Annotated in this window: 17 protein-coding genes; 4 read left to right on the top strand and 13 right to left on the bottom strand. The window is 67.9% G+C overall.

Translation table 11 applies throughout. The annotated features are described in order from the left end of the window. Positions 1-18: 18 nt before the first annotated feature. The 9 genes from atpA to prmC all read right to left on the bottom strand — a co-directional run bounded on the left by atpA (position 19) and on the right by prmC (position 7,645). Positions 19-1,659: a F0F1 ATP synthase subunit alpha gene (gene atpA / locus RQG77_RS02585; RefSeq protein WP_056308255.1), complete on the bottom strand. Its 1,641-nt coding sequence runs from the start codon at positions 1,657-1,659 to the stop codon at positions 19-21. A 47-nt stretch (positions 1,660-1,706) separates the two neighbouring features. Then, the gene (locus RQG77_RS02580) at positions 1,707-2,495 is read right to left on the bottom strand and encodes a F0F1 ATP synthase subunit delta (RefSeq protein WP_311243299.1); all 789 of its coding nucleotides are present in this window, start codon (positions 2,493-2,495) and stop codon (positions 1,707-1,709) included. Continuing rightward, positions 2,495-3,049 carry a F0F1 ATP synthase subunit B gene (locus RQG77_RS02575; protein WP_311243298.1) on the bottom strand — a complete coding sequence of 185 codons (555 nt, stop codon included), beginning with the start codon at positions 3,047-3,049 and terminating at the stop codon, positions 2,495-2,497. The genes RQG77_RS02580 and RQG77_RS02575 overlap by 1 nt, the downstream gene beginning before the upstream one ends. 27 nt (positions 3,050-3,076) lie before the next feature. Then, on the bottom strand, positions 3,077-3,313 hold the full coding sequence (gene atpE / locus RQG77_RS02570) for an ATP synthase F0 subunit C (RefSeq protein ID WP_017203132.1): 237 nt from the start codon (positions 3,311-3,313) through the stop codon (positions 3,077-3,079). 43 nt (positions 3,314-3,356) lie between these two features. Then, the gene (gene atpB, locus RQG77_RS02565; RefSeq protein WP_311243297.1) at positions 3,357-4,142 is read right to left on the bottom strand and encodes a F0F1 ATP synthase subunit A; all 786 of its coding nucleotides are present in this window, start codon (positions 4,140-4,142) and stop codon (positions 3,357-3,359) included. A 146-nt stretch (positions 4,143-4,288) separates the two neighbouring features. Further along, positions 4,289-4,798 carry a hypothetical protein gene (locus tag RQG77_RS02560; RefSeq protein ID WP_311243296.1) on the bottom strand — a complete coding sequence of 170 codons (510 nt, stop codon included), beginning with the start codon at positions 4,796-4,798 and terminating at the stop codon, positions 4,289-4,291. 62 nt (positions 4,799-4,860) lie between these two features. After that, positions 4,861-6,033, bottom strand: a complete 1,173-nt coding sequence (locus RQG77_RS02555) for an MraY family glycosyltransferase (RefSeq protein ID WP_056308264.1) — start codon at positions 6,031-6,033, stop codon at positions 4,861-4,863. Next, entirely contained in the window at positions 6,030-6,737 is a 708-nt protein-coding gene (locus RQG77_RS02550; RefSeq protein ID WP_311243295.1) for an L-threonylcarbamoyladenylate synthase, read from the bottom strand. The genes RQG77_RS02555 and RQG77_RS02550 overlap by 4 nt, the downstream gene beginning before the upstream one ends. A 47-nt stretch (positions 6,738-6,784) precedes the next feature. Further along, entirely contained in the window at positions 6,785-7,645 is an 861-nt protein-coding gene (gene prmC, locus RQG77_RS02545; RefSeq protein ID WP_311243294.1) for a peptide chain release factor N(5)-glutamine methyltransferase, read from the bottom strand. A 101-nt stretch (positions 7,646-7,746) separates the two neighbouring features. Here prmC and cysK point away from each other — a divergent pair, with 101 nt between their 5' ends. Next, positions 7,747-8,685 (top strand): cysteine synthase A, encoded by a 939-nt coding sequence (gene cysK / locus RQG77_RS02540; RefSeq protein WP_056509250.1) that lies wholly within the window; start codon positions 7,747-7,749, stop codon positions 8,683-8,685. A gap of 8 nt (positions 8,686-8,693) precedes the next feature. Beyond that, positions 8,694-9,263, top strand: a complete 570-nt coding sequence (gene epsC, locus RQG77_RS02535) for a serine O-acetyltransferase EpsC (RefSeq protein WP_056509247.1) — start codon at positions 8,694-8,696, stop codon at positions 9,261-9,263. Positions 9,264-9,291: 28 nt separating this feature from the next. Here the strand turns inward: epsC and RQG77_RS02530 are convergent, their stop codons facing one another. After that, a complete protein-coding gene (locus RQG77_RS02530) occupies positions 9,292-9,693 on the bottom strand; it encodes a phage holin family protein (RefSeq protein WP_311243293.1) in 402 nt (133 codons plus the stop codon). Positions 9,694-9,817: 124 nt separating this feature from the next. Beyond that, positions 9,818-11,362, bottom strand: coding sequence for a CitMHS family transporter (locus tag RQG77_RS02525; protein WP_311243292.1), 1,545 nt, complete (start codon positions 11,360-11,362; stop codon positions 9,818-9,820). Positions 11,363-11,507: 145 nt separating this feature from the next. On the opposite strand from RQG77_RS02525, the gene RQG77_RS02520 reads away from it, so the two are divergent. Next, complete coding sequence (locus RQG77_RS02520) at positions 11,508-13,175, top strand: sensor histidine kinase (RefSeq protein ID WP_311243291.1); 1,668 nt, start codon at positions 11,508-11,510, stop codon at positions 13,173-13,175. Next, entirely contained in the window at positions 13,172-13,825 is a 654-nt protein-coding gene (locus tag RQG77_RS02515) for a response regulator (RefSeq protein WP_311243290.1), read from the top strand. Before RQG77_RS02520 ends, RQG77_RS02515 begins: the two co-directional genes overlap by 4 nt. Before the next feature lie 77 nt (positions 13,826-13,902). Here RQG77_RS02515 and prfA read toward each other — a convergent pair whose 3' ends face one another. Further along, on the bottom strand, positions 13,903-14,982 hold the full coding sequence (gene prfA / locus RQG77_RS02510) for a peptide chain release factor 1 (protein ID WP_311243289.1): 1,080 nt from the start codon (positions 14,980-14,982) through the stop codon (positions 13,903-13,905). 11 nt (positions 14,983-14,993) lie between these two features. Then, complete coding sequence (gene rho / locus RQG77_RS02505) at positions 14,994-17,012, bottom strand: transcription termination factor Rho (RefSeq protein ID WP_311243288.1); 2,019 nt, start codon at positions 17,010-17,012, stop codon at positions 14,994-14,996. Positions 17,013-17,047 lie beyond the last annotated feature (35 nt).

Genomic DNA, 17,047 nt, shown 5'->3' with positions numbered 1-17,047 from the left:
AATCAGTTCCTCACGCGATTACGCGCGACGACCCTTGACGATCTTCTCCTGGTTGACGTCCTCAGCCTCGGCTGCAGCGTGCTCCTCGTGACCGGGAGCGCCGATGGCCTGCCCCTTGCCACCCTGGAACTCCAGGAGGAAAGCGTCGGTGTGCTTCTCGAGTTCAGCCACCGTGTCGTCGTCCAGGACGTTGGTCTCGCGCAGGGTGTCGAGCACCTTGGTGTTACGACGGAGGTAGTCGAGCAGCTCGCGCTCGAAGCGCAGGACATCCGCGACCTCGATCGTGTCGAGCTTGCCCTTGGTTCCGGCCCAGATCGAGACGACCTGCTCCTCGACGGGGTACGGCGAGTACTGCGGCTGCTTGAGCAGCTCGGTCAGACGCGCACCACGGGAGAGCTGACGACGCGACGCCTGGTCGAGGTCGGACGCGAACATCGCGAAGGCCTCGAGCGAGCGGTACTGAGCGAGTTCGAGCTTGAGCGTTCCCGAGACCTTCTTGATCGACTTGACCTGAGCGTCACCACCGACTCGCGACACCGAGATACCCACGTCGACCGCAGGACGCTGGTTGGCGTTGAAGAGGTCGGACTGCAGGAAGATCTGGCCGTCGGTGATCGAGATCACGTTGGTCGGGATGTACGCCGAGACGTCGTTGGCCTTGGTCTCGATGATCGGAAGACCGGTCATCGACCCTGCGCCGAGCTCGTCGGACAGCTTCGCGCAACGCTCCAGCAGACGGGAGTGCAGGTAGAAGACGTCACCCGGGTAGGCCTCGCGGCCCGGCGGACGACGCAGCAGCAGCGAGACGGCGCGGTAGGCCTCTGCCTGCTTCGACAGGTCGTCGAAGATGATCAGGACGTGCTTGCCGCCGTACATCCAGTGCTGGCCGATGGCCGAACCGGTGTAAGGAGCCAGGTACTTGAAGCCGGCGGGGTCGGACGCCGGAGCCGCCACGATCGTGGTGTACTCCAGGGCGCCGGCCTCTTCGAGCGCGCCCTTCACCGAGGCGATGGTCGAGCCCTTCTGGCCGATGGCGACGTAGATGCAGCGCACCTGCTTGTTGACGTCGCCCGACTCCCAGTTGTCCTTCTGGTTGATGATCGTGTCGATCGCGATCGCGGTCTTGCCGGTCTGGCGGTCGCCGATGATCAGCTGGCGCTGGCCGCGGCCGACGGGGATCATGGCGTCGATCGCCTTGATGCCGGTCTGCATGGGCTCGTGCACCGACTTGCGCTGCATGACGCCGGGCGCCTGCAGCTCGAGCTCACGCGAGCCCTCGGTGGCGATCGAGCCGAGGCCGTCGATCGGGTTTCCGAGCGGGTCGACGACGCGACCCAGGTAGCCGTCACCGACGGGCACGGAGAGGACCTCACCCGTGCGGGTGACCTCCTGTCCTGCTTCGACACCGGTGAAGTCGCCGAGGACGACCACACCGATCTGGTCCTGGTCGAGGCTCAGCGCGAGGCCCTTGGTGCCGTTCGCGAAGGCCACGAGCTCGTTGGCCATGACGCCGGGCAGGCCCTCGACGTGCGCGATTCCATCCGCTGCGTCGATGACGGTGCCGACCTCGGTCGCCGCTGCCCCGGTGGGCTCGTAGGCGGCGGCGAAGTCCTTCAGCGCGTCACGGATGACGTCGGGGCTGATCGATAGTTCTGCCATTGTCTTCCCTTTGTATCTGGGTGCGCGGTTCCCCGCGCGAAGTCGTGTTAGCCCGCGAGCTTCTGGCGAAGGTCGGCGAGTCGAGCGGAGATGCTGCCGTCGATGACATCATCGGCGATCTGCACGCGCAGGCCTCCGACGACGGCGGGGTCGAAGACCTCGTTGAGGGATACGTTGCCGTCGTAGCGGCTCGAGAGTGCGGCGCTCAGGCGGGTGCGCTGCGCGTCGGTCAGCGGCTTGGCGGTGTGCACCGTCGCCACCACCCGGTCACCCTGGTCGGCGACGATGCGCGTCGCCCGCGACAGCATCTGCCGGATGCGACGCTCACGCGGCTGGCGGACCAGCGACGAGACGATCAGCGCGGCGGCGTCGCTGACGCCCCCGGCCAGAAGCCTCTCGACGAGAGCACCCTTGGCGTCCTCTCCCCCGAGGCGGGTTCCGAGCGCGAGCTCGAGATCCGCGTTCGCGGCGATGACACGGGAGAAGCCGAACAGCTCTCCCCCGATGTCTGCCTGGGGAGCGGCGATCGCCGCGGCACGGATGGCCAGTTCCTCGACGCCGTCGACGAGCTGCGACGTGGAGGACCAGCGCTGAGCCACGACGGTCTTCAGGATGTTCTGCACGTCCTGAGAGAATCCGCCGAAGACCGCCGACACGACGTTCTGTCGCGCCTCTGCCGGAGCCGAGGGATCGGTGAGCGCGCCGCTCAGCTGAGACGACTCCGCCACGGTCCTGGCAGCTGCGAACAGCTCCCTGGCCGAGTCGAGAGTGACGTCCTTCGCTGCGGCAAGCGACTGAGTGGATGCCGCGAGTGCCTGAGTGGTCGCGCTGCCCATTACTGAGCCGCCTTCTCGGATGCTTCGAGGTCGGCGAGGAAGCGGTCGACGACCGCCGTCGCGCGAGCATCGTCCGAGAGCGTCTCGCCGACCACGCCACCGGCGAGGTCGATGGCGAGCGAGCCCACCTCGCTGCGCAGCGACACGAGAGCGGTCTGACGCTCTGCCTCGATCTGCGTGTGCGCGGTCGCCGTGATGCGAGCGGCCTCGCTCGACGCGGTGTCCTTGGCTTCGGCGACGATCTTCTTGCCGTCCTCACGGGCGGCCTCACGGATCTCTCCGGCCTCGGTGCGCGCCTCGGCGAGCTGCCGGGTGTACTCCTCGAGAGCGGCCTCAGCCTGCTTCTGCGCCTCGTCGGCCTTGGCGATGTTGCCCTCGATGGCGGCGGACCGCTTGTCGAGCATCGCCGTGAACTTCGGAAGGGCGACCTTCCACACGACGACGAGGATGACGAGGAACCACAGGCCCGACCAGATGATGTCGTACCACGCAGGGATCAGCGGGTTGGGTGTTTCACCCTCTGCTGCGAGGTTCGTGACAAGAGCGTTCAGCATCCTGTCTCCTTCAGAAGTCGGTAGAGATTACGGGAAGGGGATGAATCCGACGGCGATGCCGACGAATGCAAGCGCCTCGGTGAAGGCGATACCGATCCACATGAGGACCTGGAGGCGGCCGGCCAGCTCGGGCTGACGAGCGACACCCTCGATGGTCTTGCCGACGACGATGCCCACACCGATGGCCGGACCGATTGCGGCGAGGCCGTAGCCGACCGAAGCCAGGTGACCGTTGATTTCAGCGAGAACCGTAGTAGCGTCCACGGGTTTTTCCTTTCGTTGGGTGGGACGGCAGTTGCCGACCCGCTCAGTGCTCTTCTGCGACCGCGAGCTGGATGTAGACCGCGGTGAGGACGGTGAAGACGTATGCCTGGAGGACGGCGACCAGAATCTCGAAGAGAGTGAAGGCGCCGCCGAAGGCGAGGGTTCCGACACCGAGGGCGGCCCAGCCGCCACCTGCGGTGAAGAAGAAGAACTGGGTGGCCGCGAAGCACAGCACCAGCAGCATGTGACCGACGACCATGTTCATCAGGAGTCGGAGCATCAGCGTGACGGGACGGATGATGAAGGTCGAGAGGAACTCGATCGGCGTCACGATGATGTAGACCGGCCACGGCACGCCCGCCGGGAACAGCGCGTTCTTGAAGAAGCCGAGTGGGCTCTTCTTGATACCCGCGTAGATGAAGGTGACATAGCTCACCAGTGCGAGCGTCAGCGGCACGGCGGCGATGCTCGTTCCGGCGATGTTCAGGAACGGGATGATTCCCGTGATGTTCATGAACAGCACCATGAAGAAGATCGTGGTGAGGATCGGCAGGAATCGGTTTCCGTCCTTGCGTCCGAGGAGGTCGTGCGCGATGTTGGAGCGGACGAAGTCCAATCCCATCTCGACGACGCTCTGGAAGCGTCCGGGGACGATCTTCATGCGACGGGTTCCGAGAACCAGCAACAGGACGACCACGACGACGGCGAGGAACTGCACCAGGTGGATCCGGTGGACGGGAATGACCCCGAACGCGTTGAAGAGGATCTCCGGGAAGAACTCGTCGATCGAAGGTCCGTGGAACTCGCCATCAGTGGCGAGTTTGGGCATCAGGGTCGCAGCAAGATTGAACAGCGCGGGCTCCAGCTTCGGGGCACCGGTCAGAACCGGGGCGACGATGGTCGGTGTGCTTCAAGCGCAAGCGCTCGCGAACGAGCGGCGGGCACGTCATAACACTATCAGAATCTGAGGGTGTCCTAAGACCGCGGGGTGTCTTCGGCGGGCCCCTCCTGCTCCCGGTGCTCGGGGATCAGGTTGTGGCGTCCGGGGGCACGATCCTCGGGCACGACGGTCGGCAGCTGAACCCCCGGGGCGCGGTCGGTCGGCGCCTGCGTGGGAAGGGACGCATCACTCACGTTCGGCAGTCGCATCTTCGTGATGACGATCACATCGATGATCAGAGTCGCCACGACGCCCGTGACGATCGACAGGAAGAACACCATCGGACTGACCCATGGCTGACCGCTCAGAACGATCATGATCACCACGAACAGCCCGAGCTTGAGCAGCCAGCCGCCCAGGACGATCGCGAAGAACAGCTGCACGTAGAGCGGGTCGCCGAACCAGCGGTTGGCGATCAGGATGCTGAGCGCCGTGATCCCGAGGAACAGCATGGCGAGCACGACCCCGAGCAGGCCGCTCACGAGACCCTCCACGCCGTCGACGAGAAGGCCGATGCCGCCGGCCACGAGCGCGAGGACCACCATCGAGAAAGCGGACCAGAGCAGAGTCCTCCGCAGGATCGGGTTGCTGGAAACGGGGCTCGGGCTCACGGGGACTCCACGGGTGTCGGGTCGGGCTCAGCAGACGCCGCGGACTTCCGTCGGCGCAGAGGATTCAGGGTGATGACGAGGCACGCGGCGATGCCGATGACTCCGAAGGCGACGCCGGGGATGTACTGGCCGGGCCAGTCCTCACGAGCGCCGACGTACATGAGGAGGACTGCGAGGGAGATCACGGCGGTCCAGGCGTAGAAGATCAGGACGGCATCGCGGTCGCGGTGACCGAGGTCGAGCATGCGGTGGTGCAGGTGCTTGCGATCGGGAGAGAACGGCGACTTGCCGGCGTTCATGCGGCGGAGCACCGCGAGGCCGAAGTCGAGGAGCGGCAGCAGCACGACCAGCAGCGGCAGCAGGATCGGAATGAATGCACCCAGGAGCTGCGAGCGTCCGAGGCGCTCGGGGTCGAGGGCGGACGGCTCGAGCTGCCCGGTCACCGCGATCGCGGAGGTGGCCATCAGGAGTCCGAGCACCAGAGCACCGGAGTCTCCCATGAACAGCTTCGCCGGGCTCCAGTTGAACGGCAGGAATCCGAGGCACGCGCCGATCAGGACCGCCGCGAGGAAGGATGCGAGGTTGAAGTAGCTGGAGGCACCGGTGTCACGGGTCAGGATGTAGGAGTACGCGAAGAAGACCCCGTTCGCGATCAGGCACACCCCGGCTACGAGGCCGTCGAGACCGTCGATGAAGTTGACCGCGTTCATCACGATGACGATCGCGAACATCGTGATCGTGATGCTCAACCAGCTGGAGAACACGATCAGGTCGCCGAAAGGCAGAGACAGGATCTGCAGACCGCCTCCCACGGTGATGATGCCGGCGGCGAGGAACTGCGCGCCGAGCTTGATCATCCAGTCGAGGTCCCAGAGGTCGTCGACCACGCCGATGATCGCGATGAGCAGCGACGCGGCGAGGATCGACCACATGGTCTGGGGCGGCATCCACATGTTCGCGAAGAACGGGTTCGCCGCAGACACTCCGATCGCCGCCGCGATTCCGAGGAAGATGGCGACTCCACCCAGACGCGGGGTGGGGGTGGTGTGCACATCCCGCTCGCGGATGCTCGGGTACAGCTTGAACCTCAGGCTCAGCCGCCAGACCGCCCAGGTCAGCGCGAACGTGATCGCGGCGGTCAGGATGATCGTGAAGAGATACTGCTTCACGAATCCCCGTCCGATTCCGCAGGCTCCTCAGCGGGCTCGAGCAGATCGCCGAGCACCTCCTCGAGCCGCTCACGGCTGACAGCACCGGCGCGGAGGATGCGCACGCCGCCCGTAGCCTGCTCGGCTCCACGAGGGACGAGAGATGTGGCGTCGACGATGGTCGAGGCGATGCCGTCGCGGCTCACGCCGTCGGCGAGGTAGACGGAGACGCTGTCACCGAGCATCCGCTCGGCATCGAACGCCGAGATCGCCGCATCCCGACCGGTGAGGTTCGCGCTCGACACCGCGAGCGGACCGGTCTCGGCGAGCAGCTCGAGTGCGACACGCCCTTCGGGCATGCGGACGGCGACGGTGCCCTGGGTCTCCCCCAGGTCCCAGACGAGCGAGGGCTGGGCCGGGAGCACGATCGTCAGGCCGCCGGGCCAGAAGGCGTCGACGAGTCGTTGCACGGGCTCCGGCACCGACTCCGCGAGCGCGTGCAGGGTCTCCTTCGTGCCGACGAGGACGGGCGGCGGCTGGTCGCGACCTCGGCCCTTCGCATCGAGGAGTCGCTGCACCGCGGCTGGCGAGAAGGCATCGGCGGCGACGCCGTAGACCGTGTCGGTGGGCATCACGATGAGTTCGCCGCGGGCTATGGCCTGGCGGGCGTGGCGCATGCCGGCGAGGAGCTGGGACTCGTCGCCGCAATCGAAGATGGAGGACATGACGATCCGATTCTAGTTGGGGATGCCTGGGCGGTTCGTGTCCGCTTTCAGGGGCGCAGAGCGGTCGTGGCCCGATCACGCAGGGTCAGGTCGCGATGCGTCGCCGCTGCACGCCATCCGTCGCGAGTGAGGATGCTGCGGATCTCCTCCCCCTGCAGCTCCCCGTGCTCGATCACGAGCAGTCCGCCCGGATGCAGGAGCTCGAGCGCGCGGACGCTGAGGACACGCACGATGTCGAGGCCGTCCGCTCCCCCGTACAGCGCCATCGACGGGTCGTACAGTCGCACCTCGGGGTCGCGGGGCACCGCGGCGTCCGGCACGTACGGGGGGTTGGAGATCACCACGTCCGCCGTGCCGTCGAGGTCACCGAAGGCGTGGGCCAGGTCTTCGTTGACGAGCGTCAGGTTGTCGACCCCCGTGGTGTTCCTCGCCGCCCACGGATAGGCATCGGGAGACAGCTCCGTCGCGAAGATCCGTGAGTGGGGCACCTCGGTCGCCATCGCCAGTGCGATGGCCCCGCTCCCGGTGCCGAGGTCGACGCCGATGGGCTCGGGCGACGGCGATCCCAGAAGGGCGTCGATCGCGTACTGCACCACGGTCTCGGTCTCGGGTCTGGGGACGAAGACGCCGGGTCCGACCGCGAGTTCGAGGTGCCGGAACGGCGCCGTCCCGGTGATGTGCTGCAGCGGCTCCCTCGCCGAGCGGCGGGTGACGAGCGCGTCGAAGGCGACCGCAGCATCATCGGGGATCGCGTCGCCCCGGATCACTGCGGCCTGCACCTCGCCTCGCCGCGCACCGAGGATGTGCCCTGCCAGGAGCTCCGCATCGACGAGCGGATCCGGGACGCCGGCCTCCGTGAGTCGTCGGGCGGCGGCGTGCACCGCGGATGCGAGGGAGATATCAGGCATGAGCACAAGCGTAGAGCGCGGGAAGGTGTCATATTGCCCGACCCCCGAGGGCGCTCGCCTAGGCTGGAGCCGCAGTCACCCCGCACAGGAAGGCTCTCCCCATGCCCGGTATCCACTCCGACATCACCAGCGCGTTCGGCAACACCCCTCTGGTTCGCCTGAACCGGGTCACCGAGGGTCTCGGCGCGACCGTGCTCGCCAAGCTCGAGTTCTACAATCCAGCGTCGAGCGTCAAGGACCGGCTCGGCATCGCGATCGTCGACGCGGCTGAGGCATCCGGCGAGCTGAAGCCCGGGGGCACGATCATCGAGGCCACGAGCGGCAACACCGGCATCGCGCTGGCGATGGTCGGCGCAGCGCGCGGCTACAAGGTGATCCTCACGATGCCCGCATCGATGTCGAAGGAGCGGCGCATGCTCCTCAAGGCATTCGGTGCCGAGCTCGTCCTCACCGACCCCACGAAGGGCATGACGCACGCGATCTCCGAGGCTGAGGCCATCGCCGCCCGGACGCCGGGTGCCGTGCTGGCGAAGCAGTTCGCCAACGAGGCGAACCCCGCCATCCACCGCCGGACCACGGCCGAGGAGATCCTCCGTGACACCGAGGGCTCCGTCGACTACCTCGTCGCGGGCATCGGCACCGGCGGAACGATCACCGGGGTCGGCCAGGTGCTGAAGGAGCGCGTCCCCGGTGTCCAGATCGTCGCCGTGGAGCCCAAGGACTCCCCCATCCTGACCGAGGGACACCCCGGACCGCACAAGATCCAGGGCATCGGACCGAACTTCGTGCCGCCGATCCTCGACCGTGACGTCCTCGACGAGGTCATCGACGTCACCTTCGACGATGCCATCCGGGTCGCACGGGAGACCGCGAGCCGTGAGGGCATCCTCGTCGGCATGTCGAGCGGTGCCGCGATCTGGGCCGCTCTGCAGGTCGCGCAGCGTCCGGAGGCCGCAGGGAAGACCATCGTCGTCATCATCCCCTCGTTCGGTGAGCGCTACCTCTCGACCGCTCTGTACGAGCACCTGCGCGAATCCTGATCCGTCCGATGGGCATGATCGGCCGAATGCGCGAGGACATCGCGGCAGCTCGACTTCGCGACCCCGCTGCTCGCAGCGCAGCAGAGGTGGCACTCCTCTATCCCGGCCTGCACGCCATCTGGGCGCACCGCGTCTCGCATGCGCTCTGGCGCCGGCGGCTCCGGCTGCTCGCACGCGCGACGTCGCAGGTCTCGCGCTGGCTGACGGGCATCGAGATCCACCCCGGCGCGCAGATCGGACGGCGATTCTTCATCGATCACGGCATGGGCGTGGTCATCGGAGAGACCGCCGAGGTCGGCGACGATGTGATGCTGTATCACGGGGTCACGCTCGGCGGCCGCACCAGGGATTCCGGCAAACGGCATCCGACCCTCGGTGACGGCGTCGCAGTGGGTGCGGGAGCCAAGATCCTCGGCCCCATCACGATCGGCGAGGGATCGGTGGTGGGCGCGAACGCCGTGGTCACCCGCGATGCCCCCGCAGACAGCATCCTGGTCGGGATCCCGGCGAAGGCTCGGGCGCGCATCCTCGGCGAGGACACCAAAGCGATGCTCACCGCGCCCGACTACTCCATCTGAGAGTGCGTCCAGCGTCTGAACGGACGCCTCAGCGAGCCCGCGACTTCTCGACCTTCTTGCGCAGGAAGATGAGAGGCAGCAGCACGCTGCCGAGCGCCGTGACGAGCCACACGATCACGGCTCCGAGCAGCCAGCCGGTGAGATCGACGATGCGCAGGCCGCCGATCGGCAGCAGCACGACGACGACCAGGGCGATCAGAGTCGACACGATCCCGATGCCGCCCATCAGCACCGGCGCGTAACGATCGGCGATCTTGCTGACCCAGGGAGCGAGGACGCTCTGCACGATCGCGAAGATCAGGATGCAGATGACGAAGCCCCACCACTTGTCCCACTGGATCTGGAATCCGTCGAGCACGAGATCGGCGACGATGAGGCCGAGACCTGCGGACACGACATACAGGAGCGCGCGGAAGAGGAACGTGATCACGGCCCGAGCCTAGCGCCACCGCGCAGAACGACGGGGAACCGCAGTGTGATCGTGACTGCCGCTCGGGATTCGACCGAGCGCGATCGCGGGGAGCCGGAGCGTCAGGCTCCCCGCGATCTCTGTGTCACTGCGCCACGAAGAACGGGATGGCACCGGACAGGATGCCGACTCCGAGCATGACGAGCGACACGACCGTCGCACGCCACAGGACCTTCCGGTGATGATCGCCGAGGTTGACGCTCGCCAGCGAGACGAGCAGCAGGATCGCCGGCACGAGCGGGCTCTGCAGGTGCACGGGTTGCCCGATGATCGACGCGCGCGCCATCTCGACCGGGTCGATGCCGAACGCCGCGGCGCTCTGGGAGAGCACGGGGAGGATGCCGAAGTAGAACGCGTCGTTCGACATGAAGAACGTGAACGGGATCGACAGGAGCCCGGTGATGGGCGCGAGGAACGGGCCGAGTGTCGGCGGGAGAACGTCGGTGATCCAGGTCGCCATGGCGTCGACCATCCCGGTGCCCGACAGGACTCCGACCAGCACGCCGGCGGCGATCACCATCGACACGACCCCCACGATGCTCGGCGCATGGGCGACGATCTCGGACGCTTGATCCTTGATCCCGCGGAAGTTGACCAGGAGGGCCACGGCGGCGCCGACCATGAACACGTACGGGAGCGGCATGATGTCGAGCACGAGCAGCACCATGACGGCGACCGTGAGCGCCAGGTTGAACCAGATCAGCTGGGGTCGGAGAGTAGGCCGGGCAGGGTCGAGCATGGTGTCGGCCATCGCGGTGTCCGCGAGGTCGACGCTCGCGGCGGCGACGGGGCCGCGTCCGCCGGAGACGACCACGATGTTGCCGGTGCGCAGCGCGGCGCGGGCGCCCGGGGTCGCATCGGAGCCGCGGAAGAGCTTCGGGACCGTCGAAAGCGCCCCGCCGTCGGCCCCGGTGAGCCGCCCGTCGGAGTCGAGCCGTCCGAGCCGTCGGCGCTCCTGCAGCCCGAGCATCCAGGCGAAGCCGAGCGTCACGAGGATGCCGACGCCGAGGGCCGGGAGCATCGGCACGAAGATCTCCGTCGGCTGCAGGCCGAGGGCTGTCGCCGCGCGCACCGTCGGGCCACCCCACGGCACGATGTTCAGCGTGCCGTTCATGAGTCCGGCCACGCAGGTGAGCACCACAGGGCTCATGCCGAGCCGCAGGTAGATCGGCAGCATCGCCGAGGTCGTGATGATGAACGTCGTGGACCCGTCTCCGTCGAGCGAGACCGCACCTGCGAGGATCGCCGTGCCGAGCACGACCTTCGCGGGGTCGTCGCCGAGCAGGCGCGTGATCATCCGGATGAGCGGATCGAACAGGCCGACGTCGATCATGATGCCGAAGAACATGATCGCGAACATCAGCAGCGCGGCGGTCGGCGCCATGGTCGCGATCGAGTCCAGGATCATGTCCCCGAGGCCGAGACCTGCGCCGGCGAAGAGGCCGAAGACGGTGGGGACCAGGATCAACGCCACCATGGGCGTCAGGCGCTTCGTCATGATGAGCGTCATGAACGCCAGCACCATGGTGAATCCGAGGAGGACGAGGACCCACTCCGGCGGCACGAACGCCACGTCGTACGTGGGCGCCTCTTCTGCGGCCGCGGGCAGGCCGGTGAGCATGTCGGGCATACGGTGACTCCTTCGTCGTCGCACCGTCGTCTGCGACGGATCCTGACGAGACTAGGCAATACACGACGTGCGGGTGCGGTATCCCGCATTCCCCGACGTTGTGCGCGTAGCGTGGGTTCTGCGCATATTGCGCGAAGGGAGAACCGTGTCGAAGACGACGACGATCAGGCCGAGGTTCGCGACGCGCACGCTCCTGCTTCACCTCGCGACCGTCGCGCTCGTGGTCGCCCTGTGCACAGGCGTGTACCTCGCCGTCGCCGTCCAGCAGCTGCGCGCCGAGGCCGAGTCCACAGCTCTCGGCATCGCCAGGACGCTGGCGGAGGATCCGCAGGTACGCACCGAGGTCGCGCTCCTCTCCGCCGCGAACGATGCACCGGACGCTGAATCGCTCAGAGACGGAGATCTGCAGCGCATCGCGATGAACGTGTCGGATCGCACGGGTGCACTGTTCGTCGTGATCACCGACGAGGACGGCATCCGCCTCGCCCATCCGATCAGCTCGCGCATCGGCGAAGTCGTCAGCACGCCGTTCGAAGAGGTCCTCGAGGGGAACGAGGTCGTCGACTGGCAGACCGGAACGCTCGGCGAGTCCGCGCGTGCGAAGGTCCCCGTCCGCGACGACGCAGGGATTCCCGTCGGCGAGATCAGCGTCGGCTTCGAACGGACAGGGGTCTTCGACGACCTGCCCCCGCTGCTCGCTGTGATCGGCGTCACCGCGTTCGGCGCACTCGCACTGGCCGGCCTCGCGTTCCTCCTCCTTCGCCGGCGCTGGGAACGCCTCACCCTCGGCGTCCAGCCGGAGGAGCTCGTGGCGCTCGTGCAGAACCAGACAGCGGTCCTGAACGGTGTGGACGACGGCGTGCTGGCCGTCGACTCCGCCGGGATCGTCAGGGTGAGCAACGACGCCGCAGATCGGATGCTGGGGCTCGACGCCCCTGTCGGCCGCCCCTTCGCCGACCTCGGACTCCCTGCTTCCGTGCTCGAGACCGTGACGGGTGACCGAGCACGATCCAGCGCCGTCGTCGACGACCGCGTGCTGTACCTCGACTCGAGGCCTGTCGTGCGTGACGGGCGGGCGCTCGGTGATGTGCTGATCGTCCGCGATCGCACCGACGTCATCGCTCTGACCGAACGGCTGGAGACTGTGCGCACCATGACCGCCGCGCTGCGCGTGCAGCGGCACGAGTTCGCCAACCGCATGCACGTCGCCGCAGGACTCATCGACGCGGAGCGGGTCGATGATGCCAGGGCCTTCCTCGGCGAGCTGGTCGAGCGCGGCTCCGTGGCGTTCCCGATCGCGGGACTCGACCTGCTCGGCGACTCCTTCCTGCACTCGTTCCTCGGAGCCAAGGGCGTGGAGGCGGGCGAGCGCGGCGTCGCGCTGCGCATCGCAGACGAGACGCAGCTGATCGGCAGTGTGGCAGCACCGGAGGACGTCGCGGCCGTGTTGGGCAATCTGGTCGACAACGCCGTGACGGCCGCGGTCGCGGGCGAGAGGTCGCCCCGCTGGGTCGAGGTCGCCGTGCTCGGCGACGGCGATGCGCTCGTGGTCACGGTGTCGGACTCGGGAGCGGGTCTCGGAGACGTCGATCCCCTGTCACCGCGAGCTGCCTCCGACGACGCCGACACCGACACCGACGCTGCCGTGCACGGTCACGGCATCGGACTTCCGCTGGCCCGCGAGATCGCACGGCGCAGCGGCGGGGAACTCTGGGTCATCGACCCCGGAGGGGCGCAGCACGGCGCTGTGTTCGCCGCGCGCCTCAGCGGCGCCGTCTCCCCTCTCTCGACAGTTCAGAAGGAGAACTCATGACAGACCCCGTGCGCGTCCTCATCCTCGACGACGACTTCCGTGTCGGGCAACTGCATCGGGGAATCGTCGACGAGCAGGCCGGCTTCATCGCACTCGAGCCCGTGCGGTCGATCGCCGAAGCGCGGGAGAGCATCCGTTCCTCGCGTCCTGACCTGCTGCTGGCCGACGTCTTCCTGCCGGACGGAGACGGTATCGCGCTGGTGCAGGATGCCGGGGTCGATGCGATCCTCATCTCGGCTGCCGACGACGCCCCGACGGTCCGCCGTGCGTTGAAGTCGGGCACCGTGGGGTATCTGCTCAAGCCTTTCGATCGACGCGCGCTCACCGGACTGCTCGACCGGTACGCGCGGTATCGCAACCTCCTCGCCGGGGACCGCCCTCTGCGACAGGACGACGTCGATCGGGCGCTGGCGATCCTGCACGGCGCGGGAGAGCCGGTCTCGGTCTCACGGTCGGCCACCGAGCAGCTGGTGCTCGCCGCGCTCGGTGACGGAGAGGCGTCGGCGACAGAGGTCGGAGAGCGCGTCGGAATATCCCGCGCCACGGCGCAGCGTCATCTCGCCGCACTCGCTGCGCGGACCGTGGTCGAGGTCAGCCTGCGATACGGCGCCACCGGGCGACCCGAGCACCGCTACGCGGCGCGGATCTGAGGACGCGCGAGGCCCGAGGGCCGGCGGCGGGCAGGACGCCGATCCGACTCCGGGTGGGACGCCGGTCAGGAGCCCGGTCAGGACTCCGAGCCGACGGCGGCGAGACGCGCCTCTTCGTCGGCCTGGATCGCGCTCTCGATGATCGGCTCGAGCGCGCCGTCCATCACCTGATCGAGGTTGTACGCCTTGAATCCGGTGCGGTGGTCGGCGATGCGGTTCTCGGGGAAGTTGTACGTGCGGATGCGCTCGGAGCGGTCCATGCCGCGGATCTGCGACTTGCGCGCGTCGGATGCCGCGGCATCCAGCTCCTCCTGCTGCTTCGCCAGTAGTCGCGCACGCAGCACACGCATCGCGGCCTCGCGGTTCTGCAGCTGCGACTTCTCGTTCTGCATCGACACGACGATGCCGCTGGGAAGGTGCGTGATGCGCACGGCCGAGTCGGTCGTGTTCACCGACTGACCGCCAGGGCCTGAAGAGCGGAAGACGTCGATCTTGAGATCGTTCTGGTTGATCGCGATCTCGTCGGGCTCATCCACCTCGGGGAACACCAGAACACCGGTGGTCGAGGTGTGGATGCGGCCCTGCGACTCGGTCGCTGGCACGCGCTGCACTCGGTGCACGCCGCCCTCGTACTTGAGATGCGCCCAGACACCCTGAGCAGGGTCCGTGGACGATCCCTTGATCGCGACCTGGACGTCTTTGTATCCGCCGAGGTCGGATTCGTTGCGCTCGAGGAGCTCGGTCTTCCACCCCTTCGACGCCGCGTACTGGATGTACATGCGCAGCAGGTCGGCGGCGAACAGTGCGGACTCCGCGCCGCCCTCCCCCGCCTTGATCTCCATGATCACGTCACGCGCGTCATCCGGATCCCTCGGGATCAGCAGGCGCCGGAGCTTCTCCTGCGCGGCCTGAACGCTCTCTTCGAGACCCGGGACCTCATCGGCGAACGCATCGTCCTCGCGGGCGAGTTCGCGCGCCGCGTCCAGATCGTCGGATGCCGCCACCCACGCCTCGTGGGCGGCGACGATCCTGGACAGCTCGGCGTAGCGGCGGTTGACGCGCTTCGCTCGGGCAGCATCGGCGTGCACCGCCGGGTCGGAGAGTTCCTCCTGCACCCGGCGATGCTCGTCGATCAGAGTCTGGACGGACTCGAACACAGCGGCTCCGCTCAGCGGATGTTGTTGTCGTGACCGTGCGCACCCGAGGGGAGCGTCGGAATCGACTTCTGCATCTGCACCAGGAACTCGACGTTCGAGTGGGTCTCCTTGAGCTTGCCCAGGACGACCTCGAGAGCCTGCTGCTGGTCGAGGCCCGCAAGAGCGCGACGCAGCTTCCAGGTGATCTTGACCTCGTCGGCCGACAGCAGCATCTCTTCGCGGCGGGTGCTCGAGGCATTGACGTCGACCGCGGGGAAGATGCGCTTGTCGGCGAGCTGACGCGACAGACGCAGCTCGCTGTTGCCGGTGCCCTTGAACTCCTCGAAGATGACCTCGTCCATCTTGGAGCCGGTCTCGACGAGAGCCGTGGCGAGGATCGTGAGGGATCCGCCGTTCTCGATGTTGCGCGCGGCGCCGAAGAAGCGCTTGGGCGGGTACAGCGCCGACGCGTCGACGCCGCCCGAGAGCACGCGTCCGGAAGCCGGGGCCGCGAGGTTGTACGCACGGCCGAGGCGGGTGATCGAGTCGAGCAGCACGACGACGTCGCGGCCCAGCTCGACGAGACGCTTGGCGCGCTCGATGGCGAGCTCGGCGACCGTGGTGTGGTCTTCCGCGGGGCGGTCGAAGGTCGAGGCGATGACCTCGCCCTTGACCGTGCGCTCCATGTCGGTGACCTCTTCGGGGCGCTCGTCGACGAGCACGACCATGAGGTGGACCTCGGGATTGTTCTGGGCGATCGCGTTGGCGATCTGCTGCAGGACGATCGTCTTGCCGGCCTTGGGCGGCGCGACGATGAGACCGCGCTGACCCTTGCCGACAGGCGCGACGAGGTCGATGATGCGCTGGGTCAGCTTCTCAGGTGCCGTCTCGAGACGCAGGCGCTCCTGCGGGTAGAGCGGGGTGAGCTTGCCGAACTCGACGCGGGTGGCCGCGTCGTCGATGGACAGGCCGTTGATCGAGTCGACCTTGACCAGGGCGTTGTACTTCTGACGGCCCTGCTGCTCGCCCTCGCGAGGCTGCTTGATCGAGCCGACGATCGCGTCGCCCTTGCGCAGGTTGTACTTCTTGACCTGTCCGAGCGAGACGTAGACGTCGCTGGGGCCGGCGAGGTAGCCGGTCGTGCGGACGAAGGCGTAGTTGTCGAGCACGTCGAGGATTCCGGCGATCGGGATCAGGACGTCGTCCTCGCCGATCTCGGTGTCGAACTCGTCGGTCGGCGCTCCGCCGCGGCGCTTGTTGCGCTGACGGTTGCGGCCGTTGCCGCCCTCGTCATCGGAGGCATTCTGCTGCTGCTGCGGCTGCTGCGCCTGCTGCTGCTCGCCGGCCTGGCCGTTGCCGTTCTGGCCGCGTCCGCGGTTGCGGCTGCGGTTGCGGTTGCGACCGCGGCCACCCTGCTCGTCGCCGCCGTCAGCGGAGTCGGAGGAGGAGTCGGCGACGGGAGCGGAGTCTGCCTGGGCGGACTCGGCAGACTTCTCGGCGGCCGGAGCCTCGGCGTCGGCCGCCGGCTTCTTGGCGGTGCGGCGTCCGCGACCGGTGGTCTTCGCAGGCGCGTCGGACGAGTCGGCGGCAGGAGCAGCATCGGCAGCCGGAGCAGCGTCAGCGGCCGGAGCGGCAGACGACTCGGCTGCGGGCGCCTCGGCGTCGGCCTTCTTCGCGCGGCTGCGACGAGGAGCCTTCGCCTTCGGTGCGGCCTCGGCGGCCGGAGCGTCGGCGGCGGGCGCCTCGGACTTCGCCGGGGCCTTGGACTTCGCCGGCGTCTCCGCCTTCGCGGATGCCTCACGCGTCGCGGGCGCCTCGGACTTCGCCGGTGCGCTGTCGGAGGCGGCGTCGGCGGCGGCGGCAGCGGCAGCGGCAGCAGCCTTCTCCGCCTTGGCGGACGCCGTCGCGGTGGTCGCGCGGCGCGGTGCACGCTTGCGGGCCGGAGCCACTTCGGTCGCAGCGGTGGTCGCGGCGTCGGAGCTCGCGGCCTGGGCCGGAGCAGCGGCGGCGGGTGCCGCCTGGTCGTTCTGGGTCTCGGAGAAATTCTCCACGAGTACTCCCTCTTTGGTCTCGGAGACGTGAGCGG

Origin of the sequence: Microbacterium sp. WCS2018Hpa-23 (genome assembly GCF_031843845.1) — a bacterium.
GTDB lineage: Bacteria > Actinomycetota > Actinomycetes > Actinomycetales > Microbacteriaceae > Microbacterium.
Note: the sequence above shows the minus strand (reverse complement) of the source record. Positions and strands in the feature narration are given on the sequence as shown.

Coding starts and splice junctions, on each gene's coding strand:
- RQG77_RS02525 (WP_311243292.1), bottom strand. CDS start 11,362: ATGCCCGACATGCTCACCGGCCTGCCCGCGGCCGCAGAAGAGGCGCCC.
- RQG77_RS02515 (WP_311243290.1), top strand. CDS start 13,172: ATGACAGACCCCGTGCGCGTCCTCATCCTCGACGACGACTTCCGTGTC.
- RQG77_RS02575 (WP_311243298.1), bottom strand. CDS start 3,049: ATGCTGAACGCTCTTGTCACGAACCTCGCAGCAGAGGGTGAAACACCC.
- RQG77_RS02580 (WP_311243299.1), bottom strand. CDS start 2,495: ATGGGCAGCGCGACCACTCAGGCACTCGCGGCATCCACTCAGTCGCTT.
- RQG77_RS02560 (WP_311243296.1), bottom strand. CDS start 4,798: ATGGTGGTCCTCGCGCTCGTGGCCGGCGGCATCGGCCTTCTCGTCGAC.
- atpA (WP_056308255.1), bottom strand. CDS start 1,659: ATGGCAGAACTATCGATCAGCCCCGACGTCATCCGTGACGCGCTGAAG.
- epsC (WP_056509247.1), top strand. CDS start 8,694: ATGGGCATGATCGGCCGAATGCGCGAGGACATCGCGGCAGCTCGACTT.
- cysK (WP_056509250.1), top strand. CDS start 7,747: ATGCCCGGTATCCACTCCGACATCACCAGCGCGTTCGGCAACACCCCT.
- RQG77_RS02550 (WP_311243295.1), bottom strand. CDS start 6,737: ATGTCCTCCATCTTCGATTGCGGCGACGAGTCCCAGCTCCTCGCCGGC.
- atpB (WP_311243297.1), bottom strand. CDS start 4,142: ATGCCCAAACTCGCCACTGATGGCGAGTTCCACGGACCTTCGATCGAC.
- prmC (WP_311243294.1), bottom strand. CDS start 7,645: ATGCCTGATATCTCCCTCGCATCCGCGGTGCACGCCGCCGCCCGACGA.